Below are 16,017 nucleotides of genomic sequence, written 5' to 3'. Positions count from 1 at the left end.
TGCCATTCACTTCTTTAGATCTTCCACAGCGACCGATGGGTGCGGAATTCCGAAACTTCGCCGGTCGTCTTTTTGCCGACGTAAATCGTGATCCCGATCACGCTCACCAGGGTGCCGACGAAGATGAAGGCGACCAGCCACGACGGGATATGGCCGACGCGCATCGCCCGGTAGAAAGCCGGCAGCCCATCCAGCGTCATCGAGGCGTGCAGGAAAATCTTTGTCACCCACGCGACCATGATGAGGATGAAAATGAAAACGTAATTCCGTTTCAGGCGTCGCCCCACCGCTTCGAGTTTCGAGATCTTGAACGAGGGCAGAATCAGATCTTCGCAGACCAGCTTTTTCCATTCGCCCTGAAGCATCTCGCGATTCTCCATCACCATGGGGACGAGAAAGTGCGCTTCCAGCATGCGGACCCGGGCCCGGAAGGCGTCGTAAAACCGGTAACGCCGCGCTTCGATCCAGAGCATTACCCAGACAATCGCCAGGTTGAAAAAGAAGATGATGTGAGGCACCTCGCGATTGGAAAACGCGATCGTGATAATGGCCGTGCTGCTGGTGATCGCCCAATTTGTCGTGATGTCGAGACGTTGTCGCCAGACCATGATCCGCCCCAGCTCGCCCCGATAGAAGTGGGACATCGCATTGACGTAGCCCGGGTCGTAGAGACTCTTCTGCCACGAGATCGTCGCTTCGTCCGTCGTCCCGCCGGGATTGTTTTGAGTTGCCACGAGTTAGTGAATAATTCGATAACTCGGATTGCTCCGTCAATCCAATCAATCGCTCAAGCGTTTTCCCAATGCCCGCGCTGCTCTCCGAAATTCTCGATCCCAAACAGGTCTCGCTGGAACTGCACGAAGCTACCGCCGCCGAGGCGATTCTCGAGATTGTGCAGCTTTTGCGCGACAACGGGCGCGTCAATGACTTCTACAAGCTGGCCGACGCTGTGATGGAACGCGAAGGCCGGACTTCCACCAACACCGGGGAAGGCATCGCGTTCCCCCACGCGCGCACAAATCTGGTGGATCGAATCGTTCTGGGCATTGGCCGGAGCACGCCCGGAATCCCGTTCGGCTATTCGAATGAGCCGGTGCATCTAATTTTTTTGATCGGTGTCCCGCAGCGAATGGTAACCGATTATCTTATCTGCGTGGGAGCGCTGGCCCGGGTCGTGAAAGACAAGGAGCGCCGCGCTGCCCTGATGGCCGCGACGACGCCCGAAGAGTTTGTCGAGCTGTTGCGGGCCGGGTCGCTCGAAGTGAAGTGAAGCCGGGAGGGCGCCTGCCGCGTCGGGCCCATTCAACGGCCTCCGAACGTTGCTTACTGCGGTTTTTTTAGGAGCCGATTTCTGGCCCGGTCGAGGGCTCGTCTTTCCGAAGCAGTCAGGCTGTTGATTCCTTGCTTCGATATCTTGTCCAGCACGGGGTCGATGGATTCGTGAATATTTTCCGGCTCGACGACACGGCGGGGTGCTGACCGCGGGACCACGTGGAATTTCGGCTTCGGTTGCCAGCGCGCTTTCAGGTTGTCCCACCAGACGAGCTCCGGGCCAACTCCGCGCAACCGAATGAAAAAGAACGCCGTCGCCACCGTAGTCCACAGAATGATGATGCTGGCCCAATCGTGATTTGCGAAAGCCGCCAGCGTGCCGATACCCGTCAGAATGAGCGCAATCCATTTGACCTGGATTCGGAGGAAAAACATTTCGACGTGCGGATAAATGGAAGCGAAGGCGATAAAAACGCCGAAATGGAGCGCGGCGGAGCCGGCCACGCCGAACCTTCCCCAAAGCCCCGCCAGGAGGAGAAACACCGTCGGGATCCAGAGAAGCAAGCCGTAAAGAATGAGGAACGCGCGCCGGCCGATAAAGCGCTCCACCTCCCGGCCAAACGCGAAAAGCATATACATTTCGACCACGAACCAAAGCAGCGCGTAGGCGGAGTAGGGCGCATGGACGAAAGCGTAGGTCACGATCTGCCAGACGCGTCCGTAGACCAGCACCTGAGCGCTGTCGAACATGGCCACGTTCAAGATAGAGCCACCGCCGAACGCGACCAGGAAGCAGGTCAGGACCATCAAGAGGACATGGACGCCGACGAGTAAAGTCGTGACGTCGACCGGATGACGCCCCACCCATGTCACCGGCTTGTAGTCATCCGAGGTGGTGACTCCAAACATGAGGCAACTAAATGCGCGCCCGCATGGCGCGCAAGCGATGTTCTAGTTTGGAGGCGGCCTGCCCTCAGGCCGTGGGGCGGCTCTCTAAAAGGGGGGGTATCAATCTTCGACGCTTGCGGCCACGGCCTGGGGGCAGGCCGTCTCCATCAGCGAAAATTTGCTTGGACAAGAGCCTGAAGCGGAGAAAATGACAATCCGGCTTGCGGCCTTTGCCTGTGACGCAAGGCGGGAACCATGGAAAATCTCGCGCCAGCCATTGCCCCGCCGGAAGGAATCGGAGCCTCCAAGCCGAGCAACCCGGCGGTGCTCGATTGGGTCCAGGAAGTCGCCCGGCTGACGGAGCCCGAAAACATTTTCTGGTGCGACGGGTCCGAAGAAGAAAATAGCTGGCTTCTCGAACAGGCGCAGCGCCAGGGCATTGTCCTCAAGCTGAACGAGCAAAAGAAGCCGCGCTCGTATTTGCATCGCTCTAATCCAAACGACGTGGCGCGCGTCGAGCAATTTACCCTCATCTGCACTCCCACCAGGGAGGAAGCGGGTCCGACAAATAACTGGGCGGCACCGGCGGAGACCTACACAAAATTGCACACCATGCTGGGCGGAGCGATGCGTGGCCGGACGATGTTCGTGGTGCCCTACATCATGGGACCGCCGGATTCGTCGCTCACCAAAGTCGGGTTCGAAATCACGGATTCCATTTATGTCGTCCTGAGTATGCGAATCATGACGCGGATGGGATCGGTCGCGGTGCGGCGACTCGGCGCGGATCCGAAGGCGGAATGGAATCGCGGCGTTCATTCTCTTCTCGACATAAATCCGGAGCGGCGGCTCATCTGTCATTTTCCGCAGGACAACACGATCATTTCGGTCGGTTCCGGTTATGGCGGCAACGTCTTATTGAGCAAGAAATGCCTCGCCCTTCGCATCGGTTCCTATCTGGCGAAGAAGCAGGGCTGGCTCGCCGAGCATATGCTGATCCTGGGGGTGGAAGCTCCGGACGGGCGCAAGCATTATGTCGCGGCGGCGTTCCCGAGCGCCTGCGGCAAAACGAATTTCGCGATGCTCATTCCGCCGCCGCATTTCAAGGGCTGGAAGGTGACGACGATCGGCGACGACATCGCCTGGATGCAGATCGGGAAGGATGGGCGGCTCTATGCGGTCAATCCGGAGAACGGCTACTTCGGCGTCGTGCCCGGGACGAGTTACAAATCGAATTCGAACGCGATGAAATCGATCGAGCGCGACACGCTTTATACCAACGTCGCGCTCACCGACGACGGCGATGTCTGGTGGGAAGGGAAGGACGGCGCGGTTCCCGATCATCTGATCGACTGGCGCGGGAATGATTGGACGCCTGCTTCAAAAGAGAAGGCCGCGCATGCGAACAGCCGGTTCGCGGTCCCGATGCGGAACAACCCGGCGCTCGATCCCGACGTGGAAAAAGGCGAGGGCGTTCCGATCAGCGCCATCATTTTTGGCGGACGGCGAAGCGACACGATGCCGCTGGTCTTCCAGGCGCGCGATTGGGAGCACGGGACCTACATCGGAGCCACGATGGCGTCTGAAATGACGGCGGCGGCCGTTGGTGGACTCGGCCAGGTCCGGCGCGATCCGATGGCGATGCTGCCCTTCTGCGGATACAACATGGGCCGGTATTTTCAGCACTGGCTCGAGATCGGGCCGCGCTTGAAAAATCCGCCGCTCATCTTTCACGTAAACTGGTTCCGCAAAGGCAGCGACGGAAAATTTATGTGGCCCGGATTCGGCGAAAACATGCGCGTCCTGAAATGGATCATCGACCGCTGCGAAGGCCAGGGTGGCGGCGCGGAAACGGAGATCGGCGTCATTCCGCGCCCGGAAGATCTCGATCTCGCGGAAATGGACATTACCCGCGAGACGATGCGAGAGCTCTTCTCTATCAAACCTGACGAGTGGAAGAACGAACTCGAAGGCCAGGCAAAATTTTTCGAGACGCTCAAACCCGACATGCCAGAGCGACTCCTGACCGAGCGGGAGAAGGTGGCGCAGCGGTTCGACGCGTAATTGGTCTACCAGTTCGCGGAACGCTTTTTTCCCCGTAGCGCCGGAGGGCGATTCTCTTAATTGAGGGCGTAGACTTCGACCAGGGCCACGCCGGTCGTGTTGTTAACCCCGCGCACAATTGCAGTGTAACTCGCATTTGCCGGCAGCGTCTCCACCATCGCGGATTCCAAGTCATTGGTCGGAGCCAGCGTGGTGGCCAGGATGTCCGCTTCCTGATCGCTGCGCCAATTATCATTCGACCGAAGCAAAGCACCATTTTGATCGCGCAATTCCAAGACCGGGTCTTCCAATTTCCCGGCTACCGGCAGGGAAGGACCGATCGCTCGCACAACCACCGTCTCTGGTGTCTGGCCACTCACGATCGTTCCCGCGATCATGACGTTGTCACCGGTCAGGACGAGTCCTCGCGTCGAGATATTGGCCAGCTTTGAATCGACTGTTCGGTCCAGGTCGTACGCTTCCACCAAGCCAATCCCAGTTCCGTTGTTCACGCCGCGAACGATGGCTGTGTAACCCGCATTTGCAGGCAGGGTAGCGACGATGGCGGACTCCAGATTGTTGCTCGGTGCGATCCCTGTGGCGACGATCTCGGCTTCCTGATCGCTGCGCCAATCATCGTTCGACCGAATCAGGCCGCCGGAAGAATCACGCAGCTCCAGGCTTGGATTAGTTACCGTTCCTGTAAGGGGCAGCGACGGACCGATGGCGCGCAACAGAACTTTCTTTGGCTGTGTGCCACTGACGATGAAGCCACCGATGAGCGCATTATCGTCTGTTCCCACACGCAACCGCGTCGAGATGTTGGAAAGAGAGGTTGCGAGCGTGACATTTACTTGCATCGCATCGGTGAGAAGAAAATCGCCGGTAGCGATAACGGTCTTAACGGGGCTCGTGAATTCCCAGCCGCGCCAGTGCCAATTGGCAGTGGGGCCAGCGGGAAATGTTACCGTGCCCAATTCATTTCCCCCTGCGTCCAGGAAGGTAAAATAGGTGTCCATACCACCACAGCCTCTAATGTCCGGGAGGTTTGCCCAATATGCGCCGAAGGCCGAGACCGGCTGCGAGAAAGAAAACGTCATGCTTGAGCCAGTCTGGTCGGCCCCCAGGAAGTAACTTCCGTCCACCGGACTCGCATAGTAGACGCACATATAAAACTGATTAGAGGTGGCCGTTTCCAGCCTGGGACCAGACAGGGTTGCGATCCCTCCGAAGACGGGAATCTGTTGGTCGTCGTCAAAGAACTGCCTGCCGAACTCTTCGAACGTCTCGGTGTGGGTGCCCGTGAACGGGGGAACGGGCGTGACATCGGCCCTGGCGATGGTGAGGGTGAGGGTGACGATCGCAAGCGACAATGCGATGAAGCATTTGCCGAAGGAGGCCGGAGAAGGCGTCCTTTCTCTCACCGGCTTTTGAGGCCGCTGGGACAAGCGGGTAAACGCCCCCGCCAGATTGGAATGCGCCTTCATTCCAATTAGCTACGATGGCGGTTGGTACGGTCCGCGTCAACAGCCCGCCTCATCTGCTTTTCGGGCGAAAATTTGCGAAGCGTGCGGCGCAATCGGATAGTCTCCGGTGGGTTCGAAAACCGCCGAAAAACCATGCGTGACCGCGCCCCCCGATAGGGGTTGCGTGGAGATCCGTGGAGCCCGCCAGAACAATCTCAAAGGGATCGACCTCGATCTTCCGCTCGGGAAATTGACTGTCGTCACCGGCCCGAGCGGCAGCGGCAAATCGAGCCTGGCCTTCGACACCATCTACGCGGAAGGCCAGCGCCGTTACGTCGAGACCTTCAGTCCGTACATGCGGCAGTTCCTTGATCGGATGGACAAACCGCGGGTGGACGAAATCCGGGGCATCCCGCCGGCCATCGCGATTGAGCAGGCGAATCCGGTGAAGAGTTCGCGTTCCACCGTCGGCACGATGACCGAGATTAACGACTACCTGAAGCTCCTCATGCCGCGGATCGCCCGGGCCTTTTGCCCGAATTGCGGCCGCGAAATTCGGCCTGAAACCGCGAAATCGATCGCGGACCAGGTTACGCAACTTTTCAGTCAGGATGAGACCGTCTTAATCACTTTCTGGGTCGCAGTCCCTCCCAAGACGGAGCCGCGCGCCTTCTTCGATTTCATCCAGCAACAGGGCTACCTGCGCATCTGGATCGATAACGAAATCGTCCGCGTCGATTCCGACAAGAAGGTCAAGCGCCTCGGTGCGCGCGTGCAGGTGATCCAGGACCGAATCACGATTTCGGAATCGAACCGCGCTCGCCTTGTAGAAGCGATCGAGACCGCGCTCCGTTTCGGCAAAGACCGCGTCAACGTCATCGCGCTCTCTGCCGAGCAATCGAAAATCCCTGCCCGCAACGCTTCGCGTAGCGATGCAGGCGGGGAAAATCGCAATTCGAAAATCCGAGAACTCCCGTTCTCGACTGGCTGGCATTGCGCTCATTGCGACATCGACATCCGTCCCCCGACTCCCGGCTTGTTCAGTTTCAACAATCCCCTCGGCGCGTGTCCCGAATGCCGCGGCTTCGGACGGACGATCGCCATCGACCTGAACAAGGCGATCCCGGATCGATCGCTCTCGATTTCGCAGGGCGCGGTCCGCGTTTTTCGCGGCGAAGAAATGGGGGAATCCCAGCGCGACCTGATGCGGGCCTGCGCGCGGAACGAAATCGATGTCCGGATCCCGTTCGAAGAACTGCCGAAGGCCGACCAGGATTTCGTGATCAATGGAGAAGCGCGCGATGAAGACACCGATGTCGAGGAATTGGCCGAGAACGATCGCTGGTACGGCGTCCGCGGCTTTTTCAAATGGCTCGAGAGCAAAACCTACAAAATGCACGTCCGCGTGCTGCTCAGTCGTTATCGCGCTTACACAACCTGCCCATCGTGTAATGGAGGTCGTTTCCAGCCGGAGACACTCAATTACCGGATCGTCTCGCCAGGTCCTGGAGCGGCGGTCCCTGACCGTCGAAATGGGCAACAGAACCCGGGCGGCGACGGTCAGAGACCGCCGCTCCAGAAGACGCGAGAGATCGCACGGACGTTGCCGGAAGTAACGCTGCTTCCTATCTGCGATGCTCAAAAGCTGTTCGCCGACCTGATTCTGCTGCCTGACGATTCGACCGCCCAAATGTTGCGGAACGAAGTGGTCGCCCGGCTCCGTTATCTTTGCGAAGTCGGTCTTGGCTATCTCACTCTCGATCGTTCAACGCGGACCTTGAGCGGCGGCGAAGTGCAGCGGGTAAACCTCACCACCTGCCTGGGCGCGTCGCTCGTGAACACGCTCTTCGTCATGGACGAGCCGAGCGTAGGGCTTCATCCGCGCGACGTCGGCCGGCTCGTGCGCGTCATGCACGATCTCCGCGACAAGGGGAACACGTTGCTCGTGGTCGAACACGAGGGAGCAATCATTCGTGCGTCCGACAATATTGTCGATATCGGGCCGGGCCGGGGTGAATACGGCGGGGAGTTGGTTTTCAGTGGAGCGTTGCGTGATTTTGTCTCGGGTAGGGTGGGCGTCTCGCCCGCCGGCGAAGGCGTCTCGCGTTCGCAAAATTCTCGGCGGTCACCAGAAGAGGAAAGACTATTTCGGCAAGATGCCGAAACCGGCGGGCAAGATGCCCACCCTACCCGAGACAATGTCGCGCCTTCACTGACGCGCGCCTATCTGTCCGGCAAGCAGCGCGTGCCCGTTCCAAAGACTCGCCGCAAATCGTCCAGCGCGGTCAAGATTGCCGGGGCCCGAGAGCACAACCTGAAGAATATCGACGTCGAAATTCCGCTCGGCATTTTCAACTGCGTCACCGGTGTTTCCGGGTCCGGCAAATCGACGCTCATCCACGACGTGCTTTACCGGCACCTGATCCTGGCAAAAGGGCAATCGAGCGACCAGGAGCCGGGCGCGGCCAAATCGGTCACGGGCGCGCATCGAATCGGCGAGGTCGTGATGGTCGATCAGTCACAGTTGGCCCGCACCCCGCGCTCGACCCCGATTCTTTACCTCGGGCTTTACGATCGCGTCCGGGAAATGTTTGCCGCCCAGAACGAAGCGATGGCGCAAGGTCTGACCGCAAGCGCGTTCTCTTTCAACTCAGGCAGCGGCCGTTGCGAGCGCTGTTGCGGGACAGGCTTTGAGAAGATCGAGATGCAATTTCTGAGCGATCTTTATGTGCGTTGCGCCGAGTGCGAAGGGCGCCGGTTCCAGCCGCATGTGCTCCGGGTCAAGGTTTACGGCAAATCGATCCACGACATCCTGGAGATGACGGTCGGCGAGGCGATTCAATTCTTCGCCCAAATCGGCGAATCGAAAACGCTCGGCGACAAACTCGACGTTCTCGATGAGGTCGGGCTCGGATATCTGCGGTTGGGTCAGCCGCTCAATACCCTTTCCGGCGGCGAATCGCAGCGGTTGAAATTGGTCCGTCATCTGACCGAAATCGGAGAGCCGAACGCAGAGACAGGAAAGCTGTTCATCTTCGACGAGCCGACCACCGGACTGCATTTTGACGACGTCGCAATCCTGATGCGGCTGTTTCAGCGATTGGTGGATGCCGGCAACACGCTCGTCGTGATCGAGCATAACCTGGAGGTCATCAAATGCGCCGACTGGATCATCGATCTCGGGCCGGAAGCCGGTGACGAAGGCGGACAGCTGGTGGCTGCCGGAACCCCGGAAGCGATTACGAAAATCGAGGGGTCGCACACCGGAAGATATCTGCGCCCAATTCTCTCGGGTAGGGTGGGCGTCTCGCCCGCCGATCGCCGCGTCTCGCGGCGATATCCTTTCGAGATCGCGGTCGACGAGATTCTCGCTTTGCGTGCCGCGGAAGTTCCGCCCGGCAAGATGCCGGCCGCGGCGGGCAAGATGCCCACCCTACCCGAGAGAAATCACGCCATCAAAATCCACGGCGCCCGCGAGCATAATTTGAAAGACATCTCTCTCGCCATCCCGCGCGAGCAGATGGTGGTGATCACCGGATTAAGCGGCTCGGGCAAATCGACGGTCGCGTTCGATATTCTTTTCGCGGAAGGGCAACGGCGTTTCCTCGATAGCATGTCGCCCTACGCCCGGCAGTTCGTCGAACAACTGGAAAAACCGGATGTCGACCTGGTCGAAGGCGTGCCGCCGAGCGTCGCCATCGAGCAACGCGTCACCCGCGGCGGCGGCAAATCGACCGTTGCGACCGTGACCGAAGTTTATCATTTTCTCCGGCTCCTGTTCGCCAAGACCGGGACACAGTTTTGTCCAGATTGCGACCTGCCCGTTGAAAAACAGAGCGTCGCGGCCATCGTCCGGCAGCTCGAGACGGCGGTGAAACGCGGACCGCTCAAGGTGCTCGCTCCGCTGGTCAAGGCGCGGAAGGGCTTTCACACTGACGTCGCGCGTTGGGCTGAGCGCCAGGGGTTCGATACCTTGTTCGTTGATGGCCAGCTGATTCCGGTCGCGCAGTTTCGCAAGCTGGAGCGTTTCAAGGAGCACACCATCGATGTCGTGGTCGGAGCAATTGATGCCAGGCGAATCCTAAAGGCGCGCAACCTCGTCCAGCGCGCGCTCGACATCGGCCGCGGCACCGCTCATCTCCTCGATTCGAAACATCGGCTGACCGTGATGAGCACGGAGATGAGCTGCCCGGGATGCGGCCGTGCCTTTGAAGAACTCGATCCGCGCCTCTTTTCGTTTAACTCGCCCCATGGCGCCTGCGAAGAATGTGGCGGGTTCGGCGAAATCTGGGACCGCGACAAACAGACCGGAAACGAAGACACCGGAGATTCGGTTCTCGAGAACGAGCTCGCCGCCGAGCGTGAGTCGGAGTGGATCGACGAAGAGGAAGCGGTGCCCTGTCCGGCCTGTCATGGCTCGCGGCTGAACCCGATTGCGCGGCACGTAAGGCTTCAGGGTCAGACCATCGATAATTTTACTGCGCTCTCGGCCGGCGAAGCGTTGGGGTTGATCGGCAAGCTGCGGTTCCGCGGCAACGCAAAGACTGTGTCCGACGATCTGGTTCCGGAGATTTCGCAACGGCTTCGTTTTATGCAAAACGTCGGTCTCGGTTATCTCGCGCTTGGGCGCTCGGCGAAGACCTTGAGCGGTGGAGAATCGCAGCGGATCCGGTTGGCGGCGCAGCTTGGCTCGAATCTGCGCGGAGTTCTCTACGTGTTGGACGAGCCGACCATCGGCCTGCATCCGCGCGACAACCTGCGTCTGCTCGAGACGCTGACGGCGTTGCGCCAAAAAGGAAATTCACTCGTCATCGTCGAACACGATGAGGAGACGATGCGGCGCGCGGATCATATTATCGATCTCGGCCCGGGAGCCGGCCTCCATGGCGGCGAAGTCGTTGTGCAGGGGACCCTGGCGGACATCGAGAAACACGGCGGCTCCGAAACGGGGCGCTGCCTGAAGAACCCGCTTTGTCACCCGACGCGCTCAGCGCGCCGATCGTTAACCGAAGTCGAGCAGTGGATCGAGATCCGCGGAGCGCGCGCGAACAATTTGAAAAATGTCGACGTTCGGTTTCCCGTCGGCCGGCTATCAGTCATCACCGGCATTTCCGGCTCGGGCAAGTCAACCCTGATGCGTTCTGTTCTTCTCCCGGCCGTGAAGGAAGCGCTAAAGGACAAACGAAACGCCCAGCGGGAATTCATCTCTCAAATTTCCGGCGCTGACGCGTTCGAGACGGTTTATGAAGTCGACCAGTCGCCCATCGGCAAGACGTCGCGCTCGACTCCGGCGACCTACATCAAAGTCTTCGACGAGATTCGGAAGTTGTATGGCCAGTTGCCGGTCTCGCGGGTGCGCGGTTATTCGCCGAGCCGGTTTTCTTTCAACACCGAAGGCGGGCGTTGCGAAAGCTGCGCCGGCCAGGGGGCAATCAAGCTGGAGATGAGTTTCCTCCCGAGCAGTTACGTCCCGTGCGAGGATTGCGGCGGCCGGCGTTACAACGCGCAGACCCTCGAAGTGCTCTACAACGGAAAGAGCATCGGCGATGTCATGGAGATGACGATCGAGCAGGCAGCGGCATTCTTTTCCGCCAACCCGAAAATCGCGCGCCCGCTCTCGCTCCTGGTCGACACCGGCCTTGGCTACCTGAAGCTTGGTCAGCCGAGTCCCACCTTGAGCGGCGGCGAAGCCCAGCGCCTGAAGCTGGCCATCGAATTAACCCGCGGAATCGGACGCGCCCAGAACGAGCGGATCCGCAAAATGCGCAAACCGAAATCGACGCTTTATCTTTTGGAAGAACCAACGATCGGCCTTCACATGGCCGACGTGGAGTTGCTCCTAAACGTGCTTCATCGGCTGGTGGACGAAGGGAACACCGTGATCGTGATCGAGCACAACGTCACCATCATGGGCGAAGCCGATTACATCGTCGACATGGGGCCGGAGGCCGGCGCGGAAGGCGGCGAGGTGGTGGCGACCGGGACGCCGGAGGAAGTCGCAAAGAACCGGGTTAGCCGCACGGCGCCATTTTTGCGTGACGTCTTGAAAACAAAGCGGCGGAAGGTTTCCTCCCGGGCCGCTTAGTTGAGCGACGGCGCTATTGCCCGTTCGCAAAACTTCGCGGAAGATCGCCTCTCGCATGTTCGCCTACTACGTCCACAATCTCGATCCGTTCATCTTCCGCATCACCGGCAACGTCGGGCCGCGCTGGTACGGGATGGCCTACGTGCTCGCGTTCGTTTTTGCCTACCTGCTGCTCCGGGTCCTGGCACGGCGGGGTTATCTCGATTTGCCCGTAGCCGCGCTCGGCGATTTCGTGACCTGGGTCGCTTTCTTCGGGGTCATGATCGGCGGCCGGATCGGCTACGTCCTGTTTTACAAACCGGAGATGCTTCGCGATCCGCTCTCGATTTTGCGGGTGTGGGAAGGCGGGATGTCCAGTCATGGCGGGATCATCGGCGTTGTCCTCTTCACCCTGATTTATTCGCGCCGGCACAAGCTTCCCTGGACCAATCCCGGCGATAACCTTTGCGTGGTCGCGCCGATCGGCTTGTTCCTCGGCCGAATGGCGAACTTCATCAACGGCGAGCTTTATGGGCGGATCACGGCGGTTTCCTGGGCGGTCCAGTTTCCCAAAGAATTGCTCGACTCGGCTAGCGGCGACCAGGGGGCGCGCGCTCTCGCTGCAGCCCAGGAGGTCGATCCCTCCTTGAAATCGATCGAATCGATAATCGAAAACGTTCGTGCCAATCCGCACCTTGCCGACGCGCTCCGCCCGATCCTTTCGCCGCGCCATCCCTCCCAAATCTACGAAGGACTCTTGGAAGGCGTGGTTCTCTTCGCGATCCTCTGGGTTGTCCGCACCCGCTTCCGGACCCCGAACGGGTTTATCACCGGCCTTTTCCTGATTTGCTATTCGGTGCTGCGAATCATTGTCGAAAACTTTCGGGAACCGGACGCGCCGCTCGTCGGCATGTTTACACGCGGACAATTCTTTTCGTTTTTCACCATCGCGATCGGCATCGGCTTTATCGTCGTGGCGCGGCGTAATCCCAGCTATCCGCGGGCGTTGAAAAAATAGGGTCGCTTCGCGAAGCAACTTTCCCTTTCGGGAAAACTCCCGTATTAATTCGGCGAGTTGGCGCACATGCTTCTTCCGATCATCCTCGCGACCGGTGGCCTTACTTTCGCGTTCGAGCACTCGACCATCGCCGGGAAAATCGTCCTGTCGCTCCTCGCGGTGGTCTCGGTTTTCAGCTGGTCGATCATGATCACGAAACTGCGGGTGATCCAATTCGCCCGGAAGCAGACCGCGCGTTTCCGATCCTCGTTTCGCAAGGACCGCCAGCCGCTCCGCCTCTTTGAGAACCGCGCGAATTTCCCGGGCGCTCCGCTTTTCAATGTTTACCAGGCCGGTTGCGAGGAAATGACCTTCCAATTGCTCGGCTCCGCGGAGGTGGACGAAACCTTCAAGGCACGTCTCGGTATCGCCGAGAAAATTGCGCCCGCCCAAATGCACGCGGTCAACGCCGCCATGGAACGCGCGGTCGGCGAGACCGCGCTCAAATTGGAATCGCAGATGATCCTGCTCGCTACGGCGGTGAGCGGCGCGCCTTTTCTGGGATTGCTCGGCACCGTCTGGGGAGTGATGGACACGTTTACCGATGTGGCGGTCGCCGGTTCGCCAAACCTGACAACAATGGCTCCTGGTATTTCGGGGGCGTTGATCACCACCGTGACGGCGCTCTGTGTCGCGATCCCGGCCATGTTCGGTTACAATTTTTTAGTTACGAGCATCCGCGGGATCATCGTGGAGATGGACAACTTCGCCGCGGAGCTGGCCTCGGAGTTCGAGCATAAGTACGTGGACCATTCGGTGCGTGAAATGGAGCTGCGGCGATGAGGCGCTACTCTCAACGGCAAAATCTCTCGACCCTTTCCGAGATCAACATCACGCCGCTGCTCGACCTGGCGTTTGTGCTCCTGATCATTTTCATGATCACGACGCCGCTCCTCGAGAACAGCGTCAACCTGATTATTCCCTCCAGCGGCGCCACTAATGCGCCAGTGAAGGCCGGCCAGGTTCAAACGATTTCCATCGACCGCCACGAGGCAATGAAGCTCAACGACAGAGCCGTCACGGCGGCGGATCTGGTCGCGCGGCTGTTGGAATTAAAGAAGGCGAACCCGGAGGTGGCGATCGTGATTCGTCCCGACCGCGAACTGCCGGTGCAAAAGTTGATCACGCTCATGGACGCGCTCCAGCGCGCGCAAATCAGCAAGGTGGGAATCGCCACGAAAGCAGAGTCGAACAAGTGATGCCTCGGGACCGGCGCTTCTGGAGGAACGTCGCCCTTGTCGCGGTAGCTCATCTGGCGATCCTGCTGGCGTTGGCGCGTGGGAGCCGGGAGGAGCCGCGGGCGAATTTGCAAAATGTGGTTTGGATGAGCGGCGAAGTCGCGGCCGCGGCGGAACCTCGGAGTACGCCGGAGGCGACGGTGGCGCCTGTGGAACACTCGGAGTCGTCGAGCCCGGCGCGGTTCAAAAGCGAGATCCAAATGCCGTCGCCCACGGCGACTGCGACCATTGCCCCGAAGCCGAGTCCGACTCCAAGTCCCTCCCCGAAGAACTCTCCCAAGCCGTCGCCATCGCCGAGCCCGAAGGCAACGCCGAAAAAACACGCCGAGCCCAAGGCAACCCCGAAACCTTCGCCCAAAGCCGCTGCCGAGAAAAAGCCGGCCCCGCCCAAAAAAGAGGCAAGTTCGTCTTCAAATCAGAGCGCTGACAAAAAAGAAGGCGCAGACAAAGGGTCCGGCAACTCGACCAGCCAGCCGTCCGAGTTCGCCTGGTATGGAGCGATGCTGCACGATCGCTTTTACAGGGAATGGGACCAGCCGATGAGCATCGTCGCCACCGGGGTGAAGATGTCGACGATCGTGCAGATTCGGATCGAGAAAGACGGCCGGGTCTCGAAGTTCGCCATCGTGAAGCCGTCGGGAAATGTAGCGGTCGATGAATCTGTCGCCGCGATTTCCCAGCGGGTGACGCACGTCGATCCCTTGCCGGAAGGGTTGACGCAGAAAAAATATCACGAGGTGAAGATCGATTTCGAGCTGAACGCAAACAAATGATCTTCTGTAGCCGTCGCCCTGTGGGCGACGCGGCGCTCGGCAAATAATGAAGTCGGCTCTCGCGCTTCGCACAGCGAAGCGGCTACAGGCTTACAGCAATGCCAGCGATTTGCCTTCGCGGTGCTCGACCTGGTCCATCGTGCATTGGCGCGGCGCCTTGTCGGGACGATAACGCACAATCTTCGTTCCATGCCGGAACCGCCCGCCGGTAAAATGATCATAGGTCACTTCGACGACGATCTTCGGATTGACCGGTTCCCATTCGGCCGAACGTTCTGTGCTCCAACGGCTCGGGCCTCCGGGAGCGTTGCCGGTAAAGCCGGGCGGCTTTTTCAGCGCCTCGAATTTCTTCGTGAGCGCTTTCCGTTCGCTCGCTTTGAACGCGGACGTGAACCCGACGTGATGAAGCAAGCCATCGTCGTCATAAAGCCCAAGCAGGAGCGATCCGATTACGCGCGCTCCGGTCGCGTAGCGGAAACCGCCGATCACGCAGTCAGCGGTGCGCACTTGTTTTACTTTGACGACTGCGGTCCGCTCGCCGGAGGCGTAGGGCGCGTCGATCAATTTTCCGATCACGCCGTCCAGATCGCCACCTGTCTTGTCGAACCACTTTTTCGCCTTCCTTAAATCGGTGGTCGCGGGGGAAAGCCGGATCGTGCTCTTCGCCTTGAAATTCTGGCGCGCAAACGTCTCGAGCTGCTTTCGCCGTTCGCGCAGGGGCTGAGCTAGCAGCGGTTTGTCGTCGGTGCCCGCAAGCAGATCGAACACGATGAAAAGCGCTGGATGGGCGGCCGCGAGTTTTTGGACGCGGCTGGCCGCGGGATGGAGCCGGAGCTGCAGCTCATCGAAAGAAAGCGCGCCGCCGATTGGAATGGCCAGCTCGCCGTCGATTACGAAGCGCTTTGCCGGCAGCTGACGGAGCGCTTCGACGACGTCGGGAAAATAACGCGCGAGCGGCTGGCCAGCTTTCGATTGGAGGAAAACTTCTTTGCCATCACGAAAAGCGATACAGCGAAAGCCGTCCCACTTCGGCTCGTATTGCCATTCGTCGCCGGTGGGAATTTCGTCGACGGAGCGGGCCTCCATGGGAGTGATGGGCGGCTTCATTTAGTGCAAATGACGAATGACGGATGACGAATGACGAGTGAATGCGTGAATGACGAATGGCTGATCCCCCGTTCTGCCTTCGTCACTAGTTCGTCATTCGTCATTCGGG

The 16,017-nt window shown here is 59.6% G+C and carries 11 protein-coding genes; 7 read left to right on the top strand and 4 right to left on the bottom strand.

The window, feature by feature from the left end:
- Positions 1-14 precede the first annotated feature (14 nt).
- On the bottom strand, positions 15-734 hold the full coding sequence (locus VJU77_05550) for a DUF2270 domain-containing protein (GenBank protein ID HKP02813.1): 720 nt from the start codon (positions 732-734) through the stop codon (positions 15-17).
- 68 nt (positions 735-802) lie between these two features.
- On the opposite strand from VJU77_05550, the gene VJU77_05545 reads away from it, so the two are divergent.
- On the top strand, positions 803-1,270 hold the full coding sequence (locus VJU77_05545; GenBank protein ID HKP02812.1) for a PTS sugar transporter subunit IIA: 468 nt from the start codon (positions 803-805) through the stop codon (positions 1,268-1,270).
- Positions 1,271-1,323: 53 nt separating this feature from the next.
- Here VJU77_05545 and VJU77_05540 read toward each other — a convergent pair whose 3' ends face one another.
- Positions 1,324-2,181, bottom strand: coding sequence for a DUF6576 domain-containing protein (locus VJU77_05540; protein HKP02811.1), 858 nt, complete (start codon positions 2,179-2,181; stop codon positions 1,324-1,326).
- Between the two features lie 234 nt (positions 2,182-2,415).
- Here VJU77_05540 and VJU77_05535 point away from each other — a divergent pair, with 234 nt between their 5' ends.
- Positions 2,416-4,224: a phosphoenolpyruvate carboxykinase (GTP) gene (locus VJU77_05535; protein ID HKP02810.1), complete on the top strand. Its 1,809-nt coding sequence runs from the start codon at positions 2,416-2,418 to the stop codon at positions 4,222-4,224.
- Positions 4,225-4,280: 56 nt separating this feature from the next.
- Here VJU77_05535 and VJU77_05530 read toward each other — a convergent pair whose 3' ends face one another.
- On the bottom strand, positions 4,281-5,690 hold the full coding sequence (locus VJU77_05530) for a hypothetical protein (GenBank protein ID HKP02809.1): 1,410 nt from the start codon (positions 5,688-5,690) through the stop codon (positions 4,281-4,283).
- A gap of 163 nt (positions 5,691-5,853) precedes the next feature.
- Between VJU77_05530 and VJU77_05525 the strand changes: the two genes are divergently transcribed.
- From VJU77_05525 to VJU77_05505, 5 genes are all read left to right on the top strand, one after another.
- Positions 5,854-11,754: an excinuclease ABC subunit A gene (locus VJU77_05525; protein HKP02808.1), complete on the top strand. Its 5,901-nt coding sequence runs from the start codon at positions 5,854-5,856 to the stop codon at positions 11,752-11,754.
- Positions 11,755-11,809: 55 nt separating this feature from the next.
- Positions 11,810-12,751: a prolipoprotein diacylglyceryl transferase gene (gene lgt, locus VJU77_05520; protein ID HKP02807.1), complete on the top strand. Its 942-nt coding sequence runs from the start codon at positions 11,810-11,812 to the stop codon at positions 12,749-12,751.
- Between the two features lie 66 nt (positions 12,752-12,817).
- Positions 12,818-13,573, top strand: a complete 756-nt coding sequence (locus VJU77_05515; GenBank protein ID HKP02806.1) for a MotA/TolQ/ExbB proton channel family protein — start codon at positions 12,818-12,820, stop codon at positions 13,571-13,573.
- Positions 13,570-13,989, top strand: coding sequence for a biopolymer transporter ExbD (locus VJU77_05510; GenBank protein ID HKP02805.1), 420 nt, complete (start codon positions 13,570-13,572; stop codon positions 13,987-13,989). Before VJU77_05515 ends, VJU77_05510 begins: the two co-directional genes overlap by 4 nt.
- Complete coding sequence (locus VJU77_05505; protein ID HKP02804.1) at positions 13,989-14,801, top strand: TonB family protein; 813 nt, start codon at positions 13,989-13,991, stop codon at positions 14,799-14,801. Before VJU77_05510 ends, VJU77_05505 begins: the two co-directional genes overlap by 1 nt.
- 90 nt (positions 14,802-14,891) lie before the next feature.
- Here the strand turns inward: VJU77_05505 and VJU77_05500 are convergent, their stop codons facing one another.
- Entirely contained in the window at positions 14,892-15,908 is a 1,017-nt protein-coding gene (locus tag VJU77_05500; protein ID HKP02803.1) for an ATP-dependent DNA ligase, read from the bottom strand.
- Positions 15,909-16,017 lie beyond the last annotated feature (109 nt).

The sequence above is a fragment of the Chthoniobacterales bacterium genome (genome assembly GCA_035274845.1).
In the GTDB taxonomy this organism is placed as follows: Bacteria; Verrucomicrobiota; Verrucomicrobiia; order Chthoniobacterales; family UBA10450; genus AV80.
This window is presented reverse-complemented; position numbering and strand designations above follow the sequence as displayed.

What these genes read in the sequence shown, in the direction of transcription:
- VJU77_05545 (HKP02812.1), top strand. Translation starts at nt 803, where the DNA reads ATGCCCGCGCTGCTCTCCGAAATTCTCGATCCCAAACAGGTCTCGCTG.
- VJU77_05540 (HKP02811.1), bottom strand. Translation starts at nt 2,181, where the DNA reads ATGTTTGGAGTCACCACCTCGGATGACTACAAGCCGGTGACATGGGTG.
- VJU77_05535 (HKP02810.1), top strand. Translation starts at nt 2,416, where the DNA reads ATGGAAAATCTCGCGCCAGCCATTGCCCCGCCGGAAGGAATCGGAGCC.
- VJU77_05530 (HKP02809.1), bottom strand. Translation starts at nt 5,690, where the DNA reads ATGAAGGCGCATTCCAATCTGGCGGGGGCGTTTACCCGCTTGTCCCAG.
- lgt (HKP02807.1), top strand. Translation starts at nt 11,810, where the DNA reads ATGTTCGCCTACTACGTCCACAATCTCGATCCGTTCATCTTCCGCATC.
- VJU77_05515 (HKP02806.1), top strand. Translation starts at nt 12,818, where the DNA reads ATGCTTCTTCCGATCATCCTCGCGACCGGTGGCCTTACTTTCGCGTTC.
- VJU77_05510 (HKP02805.1), top strand. Translation starts at nt 13,570, where the DNA reads ATGAGGCGCTACTCTCAACGGCAAAATCTCTCGACCCTTTCCGAGATC.
- VJU77_05505 (HKP02804.1), top strand. Translation starts at nt 13,989, where the DNA reads ATGCCTCGGGACCGGCGCTTCTGGAGGAACGTCGCCCTTGTCGCGGTA.
- VJU77_05500 (HKP02803.1), bottom strand. Translation starts at nt 15,908, where the DNA reads ATGAAGCCGCCCATCACTCCCATGGAGGCCCGCTCCGTCGACGAAATT.